The sequence below is a fragment of the Rhodoferax sp. genome (assembly GCF_028714215.1).
Taxonomy (GTDB): Bacteria; Pseudomonadota; Gammaproteobacteria; order Burkholderiales; family Burkholderiaceae_C; genus Rhodoferax.
Genome location: NZ_JAQTMS010000060.1, coordinates 14942 through 33112, shown reverse-complemented (window position 1 = coordinate 33112; position 18171 = coordinate 14942). Strand labels below are relative to the sequence as shown.

At 63.0% G+C, this 18171-nt stretch carries 19 protein-coding genes; 3 read left to right on the top strand and 16 right to left on the bottom strand.

Translation table 11 applies throughout. From position 1 onward, the window contains the following. The 13 genes from PHS32_RS20475 to flgB form a co-directional block, all read right to left on the bottom strand. Window positions 1-1111: methyl-accepting chemotaxis protein (locus PHS32_RS20475; protein WP_301081055.1), on the bottom strand; the 1111-nt coding region annotated here is incomplete at its 3' end. 52 nt (window positions 1112-1163) lie between these two features. Further along, window positions 1164-1655: a chemotaxis protein CheW gene (locus PHS32_RS20470; protein ID WP_301081053.1), complete on the bottom strand. Its 492-nt coding sequence runs from the start codon at window positions 1653-1655 to the stop codon at window positions 1164-1166. Window positions 1656-1679: 24 nt separating this feature from the next. Further along, entirely contained in the window at window positions 1680-3377 is a 1698-nt protein-coding gene (locus PHS32_RS20465; RefSeq protein WP_301081051.1) for a methyl-accepting chemotaxis protein, read from the bottom strand. 63 nt (window positions 3378-3440) lie between these two features. Next, a complete protein-coding gene (locus PHS32_RS20460; protein ID WP_301081049.1) occupies window positions 3441-3896 on the bottom strand; it encodes a cache domain-containing protein in 456 nt (151 codons plus the stop codon). Window positions 3897-4027: 131 nt separating this feature from the next. Then, entirely contained in the window at window positions 4028-5017 is a 990-nt protein-coding gene (gene flgJ / locus PHS32_RS20455; RefSeq protein WP_301081047.1) for a flagellar assembly peptidoglycan hydrolase FlgJ, read from the bottom strand. An 8-nt stretch (window positions 5018-5025) separates the two neighbouring features. Further along, window positions 5026-6180, bottom strand: a complete 1155-nt coding sequence (locus tag PHS32_RS20450; RefSeq protein WP_301081057.1) for a flagellar basal body P-ring protein FlgI — start codon at window positions 6178-6180, stop codon at window positions 5026-5028. Window positions 6181-6182: 2 nt separating this feature from the next. Further along, the gene (locus PHS32_RS20445; RefSeq protein ID WP_301081045.1) at window positions 6183-6884 is read right to left on the bottom strand and encodes a flagellar basal body L-ring protein FlgH; all 702 of its coding nucleotides are present in this window, start codon (window positions 6882-6884) and stop codon (window positions 6183-6185) included. Continuing rightward, window positions 6884-7666, bottom strand: coding sequence for a flagellar basal-body rod protein FlgG (gene flgG, locus PHS32_RS20440; RefSeq protein WP_301081043.1), 783 nt, complete (start codon window positions 7664-7666; stop codon window positions 6884-6886). The genes PHS32_RS20445 and flgG overlap by 1 nt, the downstream gene beginning before the upstream one ends. Before the next feature lie 36 nt (window positions 7667-7702). After that, complete coding sequence (locus PHS32_RS20435; protein ID WP_301081042.1) at window positions 7703-8446, bottom strand: flagellar basal body rod protein FlgF; 744 nt, start codon at window positions 8444-8446, stop codon at window positions 7703-7705. Between the two features lie 49 nt (window positions 8447-8495). Then, window positions 8496-10172 (bottom strand): flagellar hook protein FlgE, encoded by a 1677-nt coding sequence (locus tag PHS32_RS20430; protein WP_301081040.1) that lies wholly within the window; start codon window positions 10170-10172, stop codon window positions 8496-8498. A 26-nt stretch (window positions 10173-10198) separates the two neighbouring features. Continuing rightward, the gene (locus PHS32_RS20425; protein WP_301081039.1) at window positions 10199-10879 is read right to left on the bottom strand and encodes a flagellar hook assembly protein FlgD; all 681 of its coding nucleotides are present in this window, start codon (window positions 10877-10879) and stop codon (window positions 10199-10201) included. A gap of 42 nt (window positions 10880-10921) precedes the next feature. Next, complete coding sequence (gene flgC / locus PHS32_RS20420) at window positions 10922-11338, bottom strand: flagellar basal body rod protein FlgC (protein WP_301081038.1); 417 nt, start codon at window positions 11336-11338, stop codon at window positions 10922-10924. Window positions 11339-11355: 17 nt separating this feature from the next. Continuing rightward, window positions 11356-11763, bottom strand: a complete 408-nt coding sequence (gene flgB, locus PHS32_RS20415; RefSeq protein ID WP_301081036.1) for a flagellar basal body rod protein FlgB — start codon at window positions 11761-11763, stop codon at window positions 11356-11358. 152 nt (window positions 11764-11915) lie between these two features. Here flgB and flgA point away from each other — a divergent pair, with 152 nt between their 5' ends. The 3 genes from flgA to PHS32_RS20400 all read left to right on the top strand — a co-directional run bounded on the left by flgA (window position 11916) and on the right by PHS32_RS20400 (window position 13503). Then, window positions 11916-12668, top strand: a complete 753-nt coding sequence (gene flgA / locus PHS32_RS20410) for a flagellar basal body P-ring formation chaperone FlgA (RefSeq protein WP_301081034.1) — start codon at window positions 11916-11918, stop codon at window positions 12666-12668. Between the two features lie 83 nt (window positions 12669-12751). Continuing rightward, entirely contained in the window at window positions 12752-13048 is a 297-nt protein-coding gene (flgM, locus tag PHS32_RS20405; RefSeq protein WP_301081032.1) for a flagellar biosynthesis anti-sigma factor FlgM, read from the top strand. Continuing rightward, window positions 13045-13503, top strand: coding sequence for a flagella synthesis protein FlgN (locus tag PHS32_RS20400; protein ID WP_301081031.1), 459 nt, complete (start codon window positions 13045-13047; stop codon window positions 13501-13503). The genes flgM and PHS32_RS20400 overlap by 4 nt, the downstream gene beginning before the upstream one ends. Window positions 13504-13563: 60 nt before the next feature. Here PHS32_RS20400 and PHS32_RS20395 read toward each other — a convergent pair whose 3' ends face one another. The 3 genes from PHS32_RS20395 to PHS32_RS20385 all read right to left on the bottom strand — a co-directional run bounded on the left by PHS32_RS20395 (window position 13564) and on the right by PHS32_RS20385 (window position 18092). Next, window positions 13564-14388, bottom strand: coding sequence for a flagellar brake protein (locus PHS32_RS20395; RefSeq protein WP_301081030.1), 825 nt, complete (start codon window positions 14386-14388; stop codon window positions 13564-13566). Window positions 14389-14536: 148 nt separating this feature from the next. Further along, window positions 14537-15379, bottom strand: a complete 843-nt coding sequence (locus PHS32_RS20390) for an HDOD domain-containing protein (RefSeq protein WP_301081028.1) — start codon at window positions 15377-15379, stop codon at window positions 14537-14539. A gap of 79 nt (window positions 15380-15458) precedes the next feature. Next, window positions 15459-18092: a PAS-domain containing protein gene (locus PHS32_RS20385; protein WP_301081026.1), complete on the bottom strand. Its 2634-nt coding sequence runs from the start codon at window positions 18090-18092 to the stop codon at window positions 15459-15461. Between the last annotated feature and the right edge of the window lie 79 nt (window positions 18093-18171).

The window sequence follows — 18171 nt, the reverse complement described above, 5'->3', positions numbered from 1 at the left end:
CCAGGATATTGGTCTGGAAGGCAATGCCGTCGATGACACCGATGATGTCGACGATCTTCCTCGATGAGCTGTTGATGGCGTCCATCGTGCCGACCACCTGCGACACCACGCTGCCGCCCTTGACGGCGACACCGGAGGCCGCCACCGCCAGCTGGTTGGCCTGGCGCGCGTTGTCGGCGTTCTGCTTGACGGTGCTGGTCAGTTGCTCCATGGAGGCCGCCGTTTCTTCCAGCGAGCTGGCCTGCTGTTCGGTACGGCCCGACAGGTCCAGGTTGCCGGCGGCGATCTGGCTGGAAGCGCTGGCAATGGTGTCGGTGCCACCGCGCACCTGGCCGACCACCTTGACCAGGCTGTCATTCATGTCCCTCAGCGCCAGCAGCATCAAGCCCATCTCGTTGCTCGAACCGACTTCGATACGCTGAGTCAAATCGCCTGCCGCGATGCCACGCGCAACTTTCACCGCCACCTCCAGCGGCTGCGTGACCACCTTGCGGATGAAGGGGAAGATCAGCAGCAAGACCGGGATGCAGGTGATGATGGCGGCAAGAATCATGTTGCTGCGCTGCCGCTGCAGCGCGGCATTGACCTGATCCAGTGAGATTTTCATGCTGACCACGCCCAGCACGGCGCCTTCGATCCCCTGGTGGCAACTGATGCAATCCTTGCCCAGGTAGTTCTTCGAACTCAAGACCGGTCGCACCGCCCGCAAATACTCGCCCTGACTGTCGGACTCAACCTGAATCACTTCCTTGCCACTCTGCAACACCTTCTTTTCAAGGCCGTCCGGATTGTTCTCTTCCTTCAGGCTACCGGCTCCGAACACCTTGGTGACCGCCTCGCCGCGCAGGACCCGCACATCGCGCAAGGTGTTGAGCTGCTTGATCTGGTCCAGGAACACATCGCGCTGCTGCACGGTGCCGGTAATCATCATGCCGGTGAGTCCGGCCATGGTGACCTCGTGCATGCTGAGGGAAAATCCGCGCGCCTGTTCGATCGCGGTCTTTCGATTGACATGGTCTTCCCAAATGATCACGCCGGTCCATACCACCAGCAGCGTGGTCCCTATCATGACCAGCAGTTGGGCCCCGATTTTCAAGTCCCGGAGTTTCATTTGATTCTTGGAGAAAGTCTGATGGCGAACCATGGTTGAAATTTCAGCCCACTCAGGCCGCCAGTTTCTCCGTCAAGCCCATGTCCGCGCTCAGCATCAGCTTGTCGATATCGACCAGAATCAGCATGCGCTGGTCCAGCGTGCCCAAGCCGATCAGGTACTCGCCCGCCAGCACCGCTCCCATCTCCGGTGCCGGCTTGATCTGCTCGGCCTTGAGCGTGATCACATCCGAGACGCTGTCCACCACCATCCCCATCACCCGGTTCGCCAGGTTCAGGATGATCACCACCGTGAACTGGTCGTAGCTGGGCGTTCCCAGATTGAACTTGATGCGCATGTCGATGATCGGCACGATGATGCCGCGCAAGTTGATGACCCCCTTGATGTGCGTCGGCGCATTGGCAATCCGCGTCACCGTGTCGTAACCGCGCAGTTCCTGCACCTTCTGGATGTCTATGCCGTACTCTTCATGTCCCAGCGTGAAGGCCAGAAATTCCAGACCCCGAACGGTGGCCGGTCTGCTGTTGTCTGTGTTTGCTTGCATCGTCGCGATTCCCATGGCCTGTGCTTAAAACGTTTCCCAGCCGGCATCCGCCAACGCAGTGGTATTGGCAGCGGCCAAGCGCTTGGGTACAAGCTTGACTTCCGGCTTGGCGGTCTCTGTTTTGATCTTCGGCGCGGCGGCCTTGGGCGCCCTGCTGTGGGCCTGGGCAAACAGTTCGCTCTGCCGGCGGTCGAGCTTGAAGACGCTGACCACTTGCGACAAGTTGCCGGCCTGCTCCTGCAACGAGGCCGCCGCCGCTGCCGCTTCCTCCACCAGCGCCGCGTTCTGCTGCGTCACCTGGTCCATCTGCGTGATCGCCTGGTTCACCTGCTCGATACCCGAGCTCTGCTCCTGGCTGGTGGCCGTGATCTCGGCCATGATGTCGGTCACCCGCTTCACGCTGTCGACAATCTCGTCCATCGTCTGCCCCGCTTGCGCCACCTGCTGGCTGCCCTCTTCCACTTTCGCCACCGAGTCCCCGATCAAGGTCTTGATCTCCTTGGCCGCCGCCGCCGAGCGCTGCGCCAGGTTTCTCACTTCCGCTGCCACCACCGCAAAGCCGCGGCCCTGCTCGCCGGCCCGCGCCGCTTCCACCGCAGCGTTCAGGGCCAGGATATTGGTCTGGAAGGCAATGCCGTCGATCACGCTGATGATGTCGACGATCTTCCTCGACGAGTTGTTGATCGCATCCATGGTCTGGACCACCTGCGACACCGCGCTGCCGCCCTTGAGCGCGACCCCGGAGGCCGCCACCGCCAGTTGATTGGCGTGCTGGGCGTTGTCGGCGTTGTGCTTGACGGCACTGGTCAGCTGCTCCATCGAGGCCGCCGTTTCTTCCAGCGAGCTGGCCTGCTGCTCGGTGCGGCCCGACAGGTCCAGGTTGCCGGCGGCGATCTGACTGGAAGCGGTGGCGATGGTGTCGGTGCCGCCGCGCACTTCGCCAACGATGCGGACCAGGCTGTCGCTCATATCCTTGAGCGCCTGCAGCAATTCACCGGTTTCGTCGTTCCCGGCTACCGTGATTTTGGAACTCAAGTCGCCGCCAGCAACACGGCCGGCCGCCAGGATGGCGTACTTCAGCGGCCGCACGATCAAGCGGCTCATGAACAAGGCAATTCCGGTGGACACAGCCAACCCGAACAGAAGGACGACAATCAAAATCGCAACAACCTTGCCGAACTCCGCCACAACGCGCTCATGCCCGCGACGCACCAACTGATTTTCAACCTGCACCAGTTCCTTGAATTGCTTGAGCATCTCCTGGAACCCGCTATCGGCTGTCTGCATCGCGGCCATCCCGGTATTGACATCGACGGTGCTCAGATCGATTGCCGTCGCGACATCGCGCTTGTATTTCACAAGCTTCTTGAGCACCGACTCTGCCATGCCGCGCTCGTTGGCGTCCAGACCGGCGGTTGCACCGAAAGCGCCGACGCGCTTGACGATGGCATCGATCTTTGCATCCTGCTCGGCCGTGATCTGCTTGATCTTGTCCTCCTGGAGGTTGCCAAGCCAGGTGAACAAGCGATAAACGCCGGCATGCACCTCGCTGATTTCCTGCGCTGAATTGGCAACAATCTGGTAATTTCCAAACCGTACACCAGTCAGATCCTCCAACGCGGCTTGTTGCTGGCTCAATGCGCCGTAGGACACCGCGCCGAACACCATCAAAAACACCACCGCCACCGCCGGTGCCACCAGAATCTTCTGCCAGACTTTCATTGCCAAGCCACCTTGCATCGTTCCCGGCATCGGCGCGAATTCCCGTGCGCGCCCCGCCGAAGCTTATTTCTTATAGACCCCGCCACACACGACGACGTCTTCCAGGCGCTCGCAGTACATGGTTTTCGGCTCCACCTTCTTGCTCACCGGGTTGGTAAACTTGTAGTCCTGCCAGAAACTGGCCTTGGCTTTGCCCAATTCGATGCGCTCCTTGACAAATTCCTTGCCGTCAACATCCTTCAGGTCGATCAGCACTTTCCCCACCATCTTCTCGTTCGCGCCGTGGGCCCAAACCTTGCCGTCCATGCCGTATACCGTCAGGTACAAATCGCGGTCGACGAACTGCCCCTTTTTGTTGGTGATCTCGGCATAGCCTTTGTCCTTGCCGTTGGCCTTGATGAAGGTGACCCCCTTTTTGACCATCGCCTCGGCTTCTTTCGGACTGACGTTGCCATCGGCCCAAGCGGCACCGGCCAGCACACTGGTCACCACCAGCGCGATCAAATACGTGTGTTTCATTGCTCTATCTCCTTGCTGTTAATTGCTCAAATCGAGCTCGTCCTGTTGCAAAGCCTACGTCTGTATATCGGCAATATCCGGAAAAACTTTAGGCCATTCGGGGCTTTCCACGCGGTGCCCACCCTGGCGCCTCAGGTCATCTGCTTCATGATGCGAATCAACTTTCCACCGTACTGCGGATCGGTCGCATAACCGGCTTGTTGCAGACCGCGCGCCGCGCCGGCCGCATCCGGCGCCGTCAGCACGTTGGCATAACGCGGATTGCTGCTCAAGAACTTGCCGTAGTCGGAAAACGCTTCTTCATAAGAACCGTAGGCACGAAAGCTGGCCCGGGTTTTCTGCGCCACGCCGTTGACGTATTCGGTGGTGCTGGCTTCCACCACCGGCCCCTTCCAGCTTTTGTCGGCCTTGATGCCAAACAGGTTGTAGCTGGGTTGGCCATCGTCGGCGCGAATCTCGCGCCGCCCCCAGCCGGACTCCAGTGCCGCCTGCGCCATGATCAATTGCGCCGGCACGCCGCTGGCCTGGCTGGCGCGCTGGGCCGCCGGCAGCAGGCGCGAAACGAATTGCTCGACCTGCGCTTGCGGCAACACGCTGCGGCTCAGCGTCGCCCCGGCGGTGGCCGCCTCGTACAGGGACAGGTCGGCCGGCGCGCGCGTCGCGGCCGCGGCGCGCGGCGGGCTCGGCTGCGGCACCGGCGCGCTGCCGGAGCTCGGCGTGCCGGCGCCGGAACTGGCCGGCTCGGCCGGCGTGGGCAAGGCGCCGGCCTGACCGCCGCTGACGTTGCGACTGAGTTGCGCGTACATGGCTTCGGCCAAACCCAGGCCGCGTCCCGACAGGGACTGTGCCATTTGCTGGTCCAGCATGGAGGTGTAAAGCTTTTCCTGCTGGCTGCCGAAGATGCCGTCCGACGGTGTTGCCTCGCGCATGCTCTTCAGCACCATTTGCATGAACAACACCTCAAACTGCTTGGAAGCCTGCTTCAGGCCTTCCTGCGGCGAGCTGCGAACGGTGCGGCGCAGGGCATCGACACCTTGCACGTCGAATGACAGGCGCTGGTCGAGCACCCCCGGCGCGGCCGACGGGCCGCTGGCGAGAGAGGGCATGGCAGCGCTGCTCATGGCCGGCCTCAGATGATCTCCAGCTCGGCGCGCAAGGCACCGGCCGCTTTCATGGCCTGCAAAATCGACACCAGGTCCTGCGGATTGGCGCCCAGCGCATTGAGCCCCTTGATGACATCGGCCAGCGCGGCACCGCTGTGCACCATTTGCAGCGCGCCGGAAGCCTGGTTGATTTCGATCTGGGAGCGCTGGCCGGCCACGGTGGCGCCGCCGGACAGCGCATTGGGCTGGCTGACCACCGGCTCGGTATTGATGACCACCGACAGGCTGCCGTGCGCCACCGCGCAATCGTTGACCCTGACGCTCTGGTTCATGACCACCGAACCGGTGCGCGCGTTGATCACCACTCTGGCGCCGGCCGCGCTGGGTGTCACTTCGATATTCTGGATGCGCGACAGAAAGCTGACGCGCTCCTCGGCCCTGGCCGGTGCCGTGATCTGAATCACCCGGGCATCCAGGGCGCGCGCGATGGCCGCCCCGAAGTCGCGGTTGATCGCCTCCACCGCAAGCTGCGCGGTACCGAAATCGCTGCTGTTCAATTCCAGCGTCAGCAGGCCGTCGTCGCCCAGCGTCGACTCCACCGCGCGCTCGACGATGGCGCCGGCCGGGATGCGCCCGGAACTGATCTGGTTGACCTGTGCCTTGGCGCCATTGGCCGAGGCGCCGGCGCCGCCGATCACCATATTGCCCTGGGCCAGCGCATAAACCTGGCCATCGGCGCCCTTCAAGGGCGTCATCAGCAAGGTGCCGCCGCGCAGGCTCTTGGCATTGCCCATGGAAGAGACCGTGATGTCCATGGTTTGCCCGGGCCGCGCAAAAGACGGCAGCGTGGCGGTGACCATCACCGCCGCCACGTTTTTCAGCTGCATGCTGGCGCCGGGCGGCATGGTGATGCCAAGCTGCACCAGCATGTTGTTCAGGCTCTGCGTGGTGAACGGTGTCTGCATGGTCTGGTCGCCGCTGCCATCCAGCCCCACCATCAAGCCGTAGCCGATCAGCGGGTTGTCGCGCACGCCCTGAATGCTGGCGATGTCCTTCAGCCGCTCCGCCTGCGCCGGCCACCCGGCCAGGCCGGCAAGCAGCAGGCACAAGCTCAAAACCGACCGGACGGCCCGCTGTACTGTGTGGCCGCGTGCTGCCGGCAAATCAAGTCTGGCTGGCATCATCACATCGGCAATACGTTGAGGAAGAAGCGCTGCAGCCAGCCCATCTGCTGCGCTTCGTCGATATAGCCCTTGGCACTGTACTCAATGCGGGCGTCCGCCACCTGGGTCGAGGCCACCGTGTTGTTGCTGCCGACGGCGCGCGGATTGACCACGCCGGAGAAGCGGATGAACTCGGTGCCCTGGTTGATCAACATCTGCTTTTCTCCGCTGACCACCAGATTGCCATTGGGCAGCACCTCGACAATCGTCACCGTGATGACACCGTTGAAGGTGTTGGCGGCGTTGGCGCCACCCTTGGCGCTCAAGTTGTTCTTGCCGCTGGCGCCGCTGTCCAGGGTACCGGACATCAGACCGCCAAAGATTTTGGGCACCAGCGACAGCTCGGCACTGGCGCTGCCGGTGCGACTCACGTTGGCGGCCGAATTCTTGCTGGCATTGACGTTTTCACTGACCAGAATGGTCAGGATGTCGCCCACGAAGCGCGGCCGGCGATCTTCGAAAAGGGCTTGCGAGCCCAGACCGGAACGGTAAATTGCCCCATTCGCGCTGGCCGGCGATGTCGCCTGAGGTTGCGCCGTGGGACGCACCGTCATGGGTTGCTGCACCAGCGGTTCGCGCGGGCTGTGCGCACAACCCGCCAGCAGCAGCAGGGTCAGCCATGCACCACCGGTGCGCCAGCCCATGGACAAGCTGTTTTTCATCACAACTGCGCCAGCTTGGTCAGCATCTGATCCGACGTCGTGATCACCTTGCTGTTGATTTCATACGCGCGCTGCGTCTGGATCATGTTGACCAGTTCCTCCACCACGTTGACATTGGAGGACTCGACGTAGCCCTGGCTGAGCGTGCCGGAACCATTCTGGCCCGGCGCGGTCTGGTTGGCGGTGCCGGAGGCATCGGTCTCCGTGTACAGGTTTTCGCCGGTGGCCAGCAAACCGGCCGGGTTCAGGAAAGTTGCCAGTTGCAACTGTCCGATCTGCACGCTGGCGGTGCTGCCGGCCTGGATCACCGACACCGTGCCATCGCTGGCGATGGTCATGCTGGTGGTGCCTTGCGGCAGCGTCAGGGCCGGTTGCACCGGATAACCGCTGGCCGTCACCAGTTGCCCGCTCTGATCGGTCTGGAAGGAACCGTCGCGGGTGTAAGCGGTGGTTCCGTTGGGCAGCAGTACCTGGAAGAAGCCGGCGCCGTTGATCGACACATCCTTCGGGTTATCGGTCTTGGTCGGATTTCCCTGGGTATGAATGCGTTCGCTGGCGACCACGCGCACGCCGGTACCGATTTGCAGGCCGGACGGCATGCGGGTCTGGTCCGAGGTCTGGCCACCGCTCTGGCGCAGGTTCTGGTACATCAAATCCTCGAACACGGCACGGCTGCGCTTGAAACCGGTGGTGCCGACGTTGGCCAGGTTATTGGCCACCACGTCGAGCTGCGTCTGCTGGGCGTCGAGCCCTGTTTTGGCAATCCAGAGAGAACGAATCATGAGGAATCTCCTGCGAGGTGGCCGTGTTCGGCTGGGTTAATTGGCGGACAGCAGCTTGTTGGCCTGCTGATCATTGCTTTCGGCGGTCTGCAAGGTTTTCATCTGCATCTCGAAGCGCCGGGCGTTGGAAATCATGGCCACCATCGCCTCCACCGGGTTGACGTTGCTGCCTTCGAGCACACCGCTGCGCAAGCGCACATTGGGGTCCATCGGCGCCGCCGCGGCGCCCGGCCGCAACCGGAACAGCCCGTCCTCGCCACGCACCAGGTCGGCGGCCGGCGGGTTGACCAATTTCAGACGCCCCACTTCGGTCGCGGCGCCGGACGGGTCATCACCCGCCTGTGCGCTGACCAGGCCGTCATTGGTCACCGTCAAGGCGGATCCGGGGGCCACCACCAGCGGACCGGCTTCGCCCACCAGGGGCCTGGCATCCATGGTCTGCAACTGGCCGTCGGCACCAACCTGCAGATTGCCGACGCGGGTAAAGGCTTCGCTGCCGTCGGGCAGCTTGACCGTCAACCAGCCGTCGCCGCGGACCGCCACATCGAGCGCGCGCCCGGTCGGCAGCAAGGGTCCGGAGCGCAGATCGGCGCCGGCCGTGCTGGCGGTCACCATGGCACGGGTGGCAAGCTCGGCGCCGACCACCGGCACGGCCAGATAATTGTTGATCTGGGCGCGAAAACCCGGTGTCGACACGTTCGCCATGTTGTTGGCGACCGAAGCCTGTTGCTCGAACGCCTGCTTGGCACCGGTCATGCCGATGTAGATCATGCGGTCCATGGCAGTTCCTTGCTCTGTTGGCGATAGCTATCAATCACTGGCGCCGGCTTCAGCGCATGTTGATCAGCGCCTGCACCACCTGGTCCTGCGTTTTCACGGTCTGGGTGTTGGCCTGGTAGGTGCGCTGGGCAATGATCAGGTTGATCAACTCGGCCGTCAGGTCGACGTTGGAGCCTTCCAACGCACTGCCCAGCAAATGACCCAGCGTGGTGCCGGCGCCGGGCGTGCCGGTCAGGGGCGCACCGGAAGCCGGCGTCTCGGACCAGACGTTTTCGCCCATGTTTTGCAGCCCGTTCGGACTATTGAAGTGCGACAGCACAACCTGTCCCAGCACCTTGGTCTGCTGGTTGGAGTACTTGCCCGAGACCAGACCATCCGCCCCGATGGCCAGCGCCGTCAGCTGGCCCGACGGATAGCCGTCGGGGATCATCTTTCTGACTTCGTTGCCGGAGGCGAACTGGGTGCTGCCGGCCAGTGTCATGTCGATGGCCAGTGGCTTGGCGCTATTGGAAAAGACCAAACCGGTGAAGGCCAATTTGTCAACGGTAGGTGTCAGGGCCGAATCGGCGCGCTCCGTGATGGCTTTCGCCGCGGACAGCGCCAATCCAGTTGTCGACGTCCTGGCGGTCGCCGCCGTCGTTCTGGCGATCTCGCCGAGCGAGGTTGCGTTGGCCGCCGCCGTCGCCTTGGCTGACGCCTGTGCCGCCGTCAAGGCCTTGGACGCCAGGGCGGTATCGGTCGGTGCCGCCGCTGCCGCGGTGGCCGCGGCGGTGGCTGCGTTGGCAGCGGCTAACGCGGCCACTCCCTCAGGCGATGCGGCCAGGGCCGCGGCCGCGGCGGCGGCTGCCACACCCTCTGGCGAGGCATCGTAAGCCGCCTGTGCGGCTGTCTGGTCGGCCTTGGCCGTCGCCAATGCGGCCGTTGCAGCGGTCAATGCGGTGCCGGACAAGGACGTCGTCACCATCTTGCCGCTGGTATCGAACCCGACCGAACCCAGCGGTGTTCCGCCCGACCCGGCTACGTCTGGCAACGGCGGGAAGGCCGGTGCCGGCGCAAAGGCGCCGCCGGTGGCCAGGGGCTTGCCGTCGGCGGTGGCGTAAATCTCCCATTTGTTGGGCGCCGTCTTGACGAAAAACGCTGACAATTCATGGGCATTGCCCAACGAGTCGAAGATGGTGACCGAATTCGAATAGTTGTAGCTGCCTGAATTCTGAGCGTCAAAAGGTGCCACCGCCGGGTAGGCGCTGGTTGCATCCAGATTGAACTGGGACACGATGGAGGTGGTCGCCACCGGCACCATGGCGGCCGAAGGCACTTGCAAGGCGACCGGACTGGCGCTTGAGAGGGCGCCAGACTCACCCATCGGGTATCCGGTCAGGCGCAAGCCGGCTGCGTTGGTGATGAAACCGTTCTTGTCGACGTCGAACTGGCCGTTGCGCGTGTACCGGATCTCGCCGCCGCTGCTCTGCATCCGGAAAAATCCATCGCCATCGACAATCGCCACATCCAGCGGCTTGGCGGTGCGCTGCACCGCCCCGGCGGTGAAATCCTGGAAAACGCCGGAGACCTTGGTACCAAGGCCTGCCATGGAGCCGGCATAGACGTTGGAAAACTGCACGCTGCCGGACTTGAAGCCAATGGTCCCCGAGTTGGCGATGTTGTTGCCGATCACATCGAGATTGGCTGATGCAACATTCAAGCCACTAACACCTTGTGAGAAGCTCATGGTATTTCCTTTTTGACAATGAAGAATTAGAGAGAAGAGGAGGCGGCACTGGCAATCAATCGGACGTCGCTGAAACCGACCATGCGACTGTCCGCCAGAGTCAGTGCGATGCCGTTGGCGCCCTGCGCCACACTGGTCACATTGGCGTAGGTCAGGGCCACCGGTATCACGTTGCCGCCGGCGCCGGTAGCTGCGGCGCTGACCTTGTAGACACCGTCGGGCAGCGCCGTGTCGCCAGTGCCCTTGCCGTCCCACGACAGCGTCTTGACGCCTGCCGCCAGCGAACCCAGGTCGTAACTGCGAACCACATGACCCGCGGAATCGCTGATATCCACTTTCACGGCGTCGGCGGCGCCCGGCATTTCGATGGCAAAAGGCACGGCGGCGCCTTGCTGGAGCGCCAGTTGTTGCCCCGGCACCAGCACCGAGCGTCCAATCAGGCCGGCTGACTGCAAGACCTGACTTGAGCCGCTTTGGGCCAGCAGGGACTGTAGCGCGGTGTTGAGCTTCTCGATACCGCTGACCGTGCTCATTTGCGCCAGCTGCGAGGTCAGCTGCGCGTTGTCCAGCGGGTTGAGCGGATCCTGGTTGTTGAGTTGCGTCACCAGCAACTTGAGGAAGCGATCCTCGCTACCCGCGCTGGCACTGGTGGCGGACGCGGAGGCCGCGCTCGTCACACTGGAGGAATTGACAACATTTGAAACCACAAAATTGCTCCTATGAATGCGTTGGTCGGCTTAGCCTCGGCGCTACTGTCCGATCGTCAGGGTTTTCAGCATCAAGGTCTTGGCGGTGTTGAGCACTTCGACATTGGCCTGGTAAGAGCGCGAGGCCGAGATCATGTTGACCATCTCCTCGACCACATTGACATTCGATTGCGCGACGTAACCGTCGGCATTGGCGAGTGGGTTCTTCGGGTCGTGCAGCAGGCGCCCAGGCGTCGGGTCCTCGATCACCCGCGCCACCTTGACGCCACCCACCGCCTGACCGGGCGCATTGGCCAGCTCGAACACGACTTGCCGCGCGCGGTAAGGCTGGCCATCCGGGCCGGCAACGCTGTCGGCGTTGGCCAGGTTGCTGGCGGTGACGTTCATGCGCTGCGACTGCGCCGTCATGGCGGAACCCGCAATGTCGAAAATGCCGAGGGAACGATTGGAAACAGGCATCTACTGACTCCAGAAGGTTATTGCTGAAGCGCCGCCAGCATCGTTTTGATTTGGGAACCCAGCACCGTCAGGTTGGCTTCATAGCGCAGGGCGTTGTCGGCAAAATTGACGCGCTCGACATCCATCTCCACGGTGTTGCCATCGACGCTGGACTGCGCCGGGGTCCGGTACAACAACTCGGCGTCAGCGGCGCCGCCGGGCGCCGCCACCAGATGGCGCGCCGAAGTGCCGGCCATGGGCAGCGACTGGCTTTGCCGGCCGCGCTCCACCGCTTGCGTCAAGGCACTGCTGAAATCGAAGTCGCGCGCCTTGAAATTGGGCGTATCGGCATGCGCGATGTTGACCGACAGAACTTCCTGCCGCCGCGCCCGCAGGTTGAGCGCCTCCTGATGGAAGCGAAGGGTGGCATCAAGCTTGTCAATCATTGGTTTGCGGTGGTTTGGAGTCGCTGGTTGGGGGCCGGTTGGAGTGAAAATAATTGTAGGCAGGCCCCATCCGGTCAATCACCTGATCAGATGCAGTTTCAAGGCTCAATTCAGCCCTTGGCGGCTTGGCCCAGGTCCTTAGAATCTGCCGCATGCCAGCCTTGCCACCGCTATTCCCGCACCGACCCAACGCCTCTTTTCAAGCGCTGGCGCCGGCCTTGCTGACGTTGGCCTTGACACTATCGGCGCTGCCCCCGGCAGCAACCGGCGCAACCTTGCAGACACCCCCCGCGGCGGGCGCTGCCAGCGCCGCGATCGAGCGCCTTTTACTGCGGCAAACCACCGGTTTGCCGGGCAAGGTGAGCGTGCGTATCGATGCGTCCCAGTTGGCCGCACTGCCGCCCTGTGCCGCGCCGGAGCCGTTCCTGCCAAGCGGCAGCCGTCTCTGGGGCCGGCTATCGGTCGGTCTGCGCTGCAACACGGATCAGTCCTGGACCCGTTACGTGTCAACCTATATCGCGGTGGTAGGCCCGTACTATGTGGCGGCGCGCCAGATCAACGCCGGTCAAGCCGTGACGCCGGCGGATACCCAATTGCGCGAAGGCGATCTGACCACCCTGCCCGGCGCCATCGTGGCCGATGCGGCGCAGCTCAGCGGCGTGGTGGCGGCCAGCCGGATCGCTTCCGGTGCCCTGCTGCGCCGGGAACTGCTGCGCGCGGTAACCCTGGTGCAACGCGGACAAAGCGTCAAGGTGGTGGCGCAAGGGAGTGGCTTTGTGGTCAGCAGCGAAGGCAAGGCGATGACCGACGCCCCCGCCGGAACGTTGATTCAAGTCAAGATGCAGGGTGGCCAGTTGCTCAGTGGTATCGTCCGTCCGGACGGCATGGTGCAGCGCTCACCCTGATTTTTCAGTTATTTGCCGGACCGCTCCTAAAGTTTTGACCTGAACTGCCGTTATACCGTTGAGATCTCCTTGAGGAAACCATTATGAAAATCGATCTAAACGCCGCTTTCCCGAAAAATGTGGCCGACCCATCGCCTCTGGTGTCTGTCAAAGACGGCGGCAGCGCCAATCGGCCGGCGGCGGTAGCCGGCACGGCGGGCCAGTCGCCAGCGTCTTCGGTGGTGTCCTTGCTGCCATCCACCAACGGCGACTTCGATACCGCCCGCGTCAGCAAAATTCGCGCCGACATCAGCGCCGGCCGCTACCGGGTCGATACCAGCAAAATTGCCGACGGCTTGCTGGCCAGCGTGCGCGACCTGATGGCCCGCAGAACGGCATGAGCAGCCAACTCCTTGATGCCCTGCTGCGGGAACAGACCGCCATCGAGGCTTTTATCGCTTTGCTGGAACAGGAAGCCGCAGCCATGACGGATGGCGACTTCAAGCAGTTGCCGGCGCTGGCCGAGCGCAAATCGGAACTGGCGGAACAGATCAAGGCTTTAAGTCAGCAGCGTGAGCAGCAACAGCTTGCGCTGGGTTATGCGCAGGGTCGCGGCGGCGCCGATGCCGCCTGCGCGGCCGGCGGCAAGACATTGCAGCAGGCCTGGCACGACTTGCTGGCCAGCGCGGCTCAGGCCCATCACTTCAATCATCGCAACGGGGTGATGGTGCACACGCATCTGGAGTTCACCCGGCAGACCATCAGCTTTCTGCAAGCCGGCGGCGAGCCGCTGTACGGCCCGGATGGCACGCACAAAGCCGGCAGCGCCGGCGGCAACCGTCTGGCCCTGGGTTAACCGGTCAACTACCTGGTCAGCCAGGCTCTGCCGCGCCGGACGACCGTTGGCGCAGGCCCCTTACGGGCTTGAATAGAAGCCCGAATCCTTGGTCACGGCACCCTCCTCGCGCCCCCTGCGCGCCAGTTCCAGATAGGTGATCAGGCGCTGGAAATCCTGCTCTTTGGATTTCGGAAAACGCTCAAAACGGCAGCCGATGCGGTAGACCGGATTATTCAGGCTGCGGATATTGAGCAGGTTGGTGATTCTCAGATCGGTCTCTATCTTGCCGCGCCGGCCGAAATTCAGCACCGCCTTGTTCAGCACGGTGCCGATCGCCAGTTCGCCCAGGGACGGATCCTTGGAGCGCAAGCCCAGGCCGTCGAGCGACAGATCGAAAATATCCCAGGCGACCTGGCGCTTGTCAGGCAAAGTGGCCTGGCAGTAATAGGACTCCACCATCGGCGCGGCGGCCCTGAAAAACTCACGCCGCTGGACCCGGTACAGGCTCTGCGGAAGCGGCGCCCTAAGGGCAAAAGCGCCCTCGAATTGATGCTGCTGCGGACGGCCGCAAACGAACTGGATGGCGATGCCGTCCTGCGTCGCGGAGAAGTAGTTCTCCTGCGCTTCCAGCAGGAATCGATTGTGGATTTGCTCGGCGCTGCAATCGTAGACGAAATACCCTTCGGCCTGGTTGACCTCCAGGATCCGGGTCACCATGTGTTGCGGACGGTCGTCGCATTCGACGGTCAGAAAATCCTTGCGGTTCATCAACTGCCGCAACACGTCGCCGATCACCTTCGGTTGCGTGATGCGGAAATCCTCCAGCGCCGCCAATGCTTCGCCGATCGGCCGCCGTGCCGACGCGGCCAGGGCGGCTTGCACAGTTGACTGATTTTCATCCATGGGTTGTGACTCTCATTGCACGAGATGCGCCGGCTTGCGGTTTCCTATACGAGCGGGTCAAAGGGGTCGCCATCGACCCGCGCTGACCGGAAGCGAAGGATACCAGATTGCCACCTCGATGCGCGCCCCCGCAGGGCTCCGGCGAGCTTCAAATTCGGGAAAATACCTTGGCCTCCTCAAACACCGGCGCCAGGTCTCCCAGCGCGGCAATGACCTGGTCCAGCCGGCCGCCCAGGCGTTGAGCGATAGCCGGCGGCAGCTCTTCCACCCAGGGGTTGCCGCCAAAGCCGAATTTCAGTTTCTTGCTGATCTGGTTGGCGGCGAAGACGCAGGCGATCATGGGCTTGTCCGCCAGCTCGGGGCCACTCTGGAAACGAATGGCTTCGATCAGGTCGGCCGGGAACCGCCATCTTTCGGCCAGCATGGCGGCCACCTCGGCATGGTCGACGCCGATCACTTCACGCAGCGCCGCGTGCAGGGAAGTGGCGTTCTCCTGACTGAGTGCCAGCGCGTCGCGAAAAGGTCCCGGCATGAACTGCGCCAACAGCATTTTCCCGAAGTCGTGCAGCAGACCGGCAACAAAACAGTCCATCGGGTCGACCGACCCCAGCCGCAGTGCCAATTGCTTGGCAATGCCGGCGGTACTGAGCGAGTGCAGCAGGCACTGCCGGCCGTCGAAGCCGGCCTCGTTGCTGGTGGGCATGATGCCGATGGCGGCAATGCTCAGGGACAGGTTCTTGATGGTGTTGAAGCCAAGGTAGACCACCGCATGGTTGATCGAGGTGATCTGCTTGGGCAGGCTGTAGTAAGCGGCGTTGACAACGCGCAGCACCTTGACCGTCACCACCGGGTCTTTTTCGATCACCTGCACCAGGTCCTTGGACGAACACTCGACATGCCGCGTCAGCTCCAGTATTTTTTGAACGCTTTGGGGAAAGGCCGGCATGCCGTCAACGGCAGCGGCCAATTTTTCGGAAAGTTTGGGAGTCATGGGCTGCATTGTCGGTCAACTTCGAGCGCCGCCAGCCGCTTTGGCCAACAACCGTGGCGAGCCGCCCATGGCCCGCCGCTCAAGCATCGAAATCATGAAACCGCACCAGATTGCGGCCATCATTTTTGGCCCGGTACATGGCCGAATCGGCCCATTTCAGGACCTCGTCCTGGTTCGCCTGGTTGCCGATGAAGACGACGGCGCCGATGCTGGCCGAGCAGCGGTGCTCGATGGTGGTCTGGCCTTGGTCCTTGGCGTCGCGCTCGATCTTCAACAGGTAGGGAGCGGACAGCCGGCAGCGGATTTTCTCGGTAATGATGCCGGCCTGCGTCGTCGACTCGGCCCGGTCGGCGTGCAGATCGGTCAGCATCACCACGAACTCGTCACCGCCGAAGCGCGCCACCGTATCGACTTCACGCACGCAGCTGGCCAGGCGCCTGGCCGCCTCGATCAGCAGCAAATCGCCGACCAGGTGCCCATGCGTGTCGTTGAGCGGTTTGAAGTTGTCCAGGTCCAGCACCATTACCGCGCCATAACTGGCATTGCGCTTGCTGGTGATCATGGCCTGGGCCAGTCGATCAGCCAGCAGACGGCGATTCGGTAGTTTGGTGAGCGGGTCATAGAACGCCAATTGCCGCACCTGGTCCTGCATCTGCTTGCGCTCCGTGATCTCCCGGGTGATGCCGTGGTAGCCGGTGATGGCGCCCAGCGCGTCGCGCTCGGGTTTCGAGTGCACCTCGCCCCACAGCAGTCTGCCGTCGCGGCAGCGGTGCTGCGCCTCGAAGGTGACAAAGCCGCCGTGCGCCGCATGCGGCTCCGAGGTACTGCCCTGGCGCAGCATTTTCGAGACCGCGGCGATGCCTTCCTCGGTGAACATTTCAAAAATATGGTGACCGATGACCTGCTCCGCCGGGTAGCCGCGCAGACGCTGGTCGGCCGGACTGATGTAGGTGACGAAGAGTTTACGGTCGGTCTTCCACACCACGTCCGCCACGTCCTCGGTCAGCAGACGAAAGTGGGCCTCGCTGTCACGTATCTTCTCGGCCGCGACACTGCGTTCGATGGCAATGCTGGCCAGACGGGCCGATTGTTCGATCAGGTCGATATCGGAGGCCGCCGGCGTCCGCGGCGCGCTGTGGTAGATCGCCAGCGTGCCCAGCACCCGGCCCGAGGACGACAGGATAGGCTGCGACCAGCAGGCCCCCAGGCCGGCGCTGGCGGCCAGTTCCCGGCAGGCGGCCCAATCGGGATGCGTCGCTATGTCGGTCACGATGACGCGCTCGGCGCTGAAGGCGGCGCTGCCGCAGCCCGCCACCCCGGGGCCGATTTCCAGGCCTTCGATGGCGGCGTTGTAGCCATCGGGCAGACTCGGCGCCACCCCATGAACCAGGCGTTTGCCTTCGCTGTCGAGCTGCCAGATGCTGCACAGCATCGCCGGATGGAGTTGTTCGATACCGCGAACAATCGCCAGCAGAATGCTGGGCAGCGGGTCCCCGCCGGCCAGCAACTCCAGCGTATGGCTGCGAAACTGCTCGTACTGCGCGGCTTGCTTGCGCTCGGTGATGTCGATGTAGCTGGTGACGAAGCCGCCACTGGCGATCGGCGTGCCCCGAATTTCGAGCCAGCGCCCATTCGGACGCGCACGCTCCATATGGTGGGCCTGGAAATTCCGGGCCCGCGCCACCACCGTGCGCACCTGCTCTTGTGAGTCGCCCGGCCCGTACTCGCCGCGGCCGGCATTGAAACGGGCCAGGTCTTCGAAAGCGACCCAGCCCTTGGCAAACAGCGCCTGCGGGAAATCGAGCAGCTTGATGAACTGCTCGTTGTAGGTGGTGAACCGGAGATCGGCGTCGCACATCGAGATGCCGCCCGGAAAATTGTCGATGATGGTTTTCATCACGTCACGCTGGCGCGTCAGCTGTTCCTCGATCTCTTTGCGATCAGTGATGTCGGTGTAGGTGGTGACAAAACCGGAGGTTGCGCCGCCCGACCGGAACGGAAAACCCTCCACCAGAATGGTCCGTCCACCGGTCAATTGGCGCTCGAAACAGTGCGGCAGGAATTGGCGGGCACGGATGACTATCTGCTGCACCTGCTGTTCTGGGTCGCCCGGACCGTATTCGCCGCGCTGGGCATTGAAACGGATGAAATCCTCGAAACGGGCGTGCCTGAAGACCAGGCGTTGCGGAATGCCCAGAATCTCGTGAAAACGTTGATTCCACAGCATCAGGCGCAGATCCTTGTCGATCACGCTGACCCCTTGCGGCAGCGCGTCGAGCAGGGCCTGCAATTGGGTGATCAGTTTCTCGTGATTGGCGCCGCACTGTTTCTCGTTCGAGATGTCCTGGAAGGTGCCGGCAAACTGAGGCCCTCCCCGACCCGGTTCGAGCGGGACGCCGCGCACCACGATATAGCATGGCTGGCCGCCATCGCGCGCCAGTTTCATTTCGATGTTGAGCGCCAGCCGCTCGGCCACCGCCTGCTCCAGGGCCCCCTGGAAGCGCTTGCGCTCGCTCTCGTCCAAGGCGTCCAGGAAGGAGCCCGGTGGCGTGTAGCATTCGCCGGCGATGGAGCTCAATAGCGCCAGCGCCGCCGCAGGCACGGAAATCGAGCGCGCCGTGGCATCGTATTCCCAATAGCCGATGCGGCCGACGCGCTGGATCAGCTCCAGTTGCCGACGGTCGATACAGGCGTCGCAGTTATCCGTTTTCATGCTGACTTCCCCAACTGGATTTGGCATGGCATCCAGCAACCCAACTTGTCGCAGTGCCTTCCGTGCAGTCACTCGGAAT

Bases quoted from the DNA above. Each gene is read 5' to 3' on its own strand.
- PHS32_RS20470 (WP_301081053.1), bottom strand. From the start codon at position 1,655: ATGCAAGCAAACACAGACAACAGCAGACCGGCCACCGTTCGGGGTCTG.
- PHS32_RS20465 (WP_301081051.1), bottom strand. From the start codon at position 3,377: ATGAAAGTCTGGCAGAAGATTCTGGTGGCACCGGCGGTGGCGGTGGTG.
- PHS32_RS20460 (WP_301081049.1), bottom strand. From the start codon at position 3,896: ATGAAACACACGTATTTGATCGCGCTGGTGGTGACCAGTGTGCTGGCC.
- flgJ (WP_301081047.1), bottom strand. From the start codon at position 5,017: ATGAGCAGCGCTGCCATGCCCTCTCTCGCCAGCGGCCCGTCGGCCGCG.
- PHS32_RS20450 (WP_301081057.1), bottom strand. From the start codon at position 6,180: ATGCCAGCCAGACTTGATTTGCCGGCAGCACGCGGCCACACAGTACAG.
- PHS32_RS20445 (WP_301081045.1), bottom strand. From the start codon at position 6,884: ATGAAAAACAGCTTGTCCATGGGCTGGCGCACCGGTGGTGCATGGCTG.
- flgG (WP_301081043.1), bottom strand. From the start codon at position 7,666: ATGATTCGTTCTCTCTGGATTGCCAAAACAGGGCTCGACGCCCAGCAG.
- PHS32_RS20435 (WP_301081042.1), bottom strand. From the start codon at position 8,446: ATGGACCGCATGATCTACATCGGCATGACCGGTGCCAAGCAGGCGTTC.
- PHS32_RS20430 (WP_301081040.1), bottom strand. From the start codon at position 10,172: ATGAGCTTCTCACAAGGTGTTAGTGGCTTGAATGTTGCATCAGCCAAT.
- flgC (WP_301081038.1), bottom strand. From the start codon at position 11,338: ATGCCTGTTTCCAATCGTTCCCTCGGCATTTTCGACATTGCGGGTTCC.
- flgB (WP_301081036.1), bottom strand. From the start codon at position 11,763: ATGATTGACAAGCTTGATGCCACCCTTCGCTTCCATCAGGAGGCGCTC.
- flgA (WP_301081034.1), top strand. From the start codon at position 11,916: ATGCCAGCCTTGCCACCGCTATTCCCGCACCGACCCAACGCCTCTTTT.
- flgM (WP_301081032.1), top strand. From the start codon at position 12,752: ATGAAAATCGATCTAAACGCCGCTTTCCCGAAAAATGTGGCCGACCCA.
- PHS32_RS20400 (WP_301081031.1), top strand. From the start codon at position 13,045: ATGAGCAGCCAACTCCTTGATGCCCTGCTGCGGGAACAGACCGCCATC.
- PHS32_RS20395 (WP_301081030.1), bottom strand. From the start codon at position 14,388: ATGGATGAAAATCAGTCAACTGTGCAAGCCGCCCTGGCCGCGTCGGCA.
- PHS32_RS20390 (WP_301081028.1), bottom strand. From the start codon at position 15,379: ATGACTCCCAAACTTTCCGAAAAATTGGCCGCTGCCGTTGACGGCATG.
- PHS32_RS20385 (WP_301081026.1), bottom strand. From the start codon at position 18,092: ATGAAAACGGATAACTGCGACGCCTGTATCGACCGTCGGCAACTGGAG.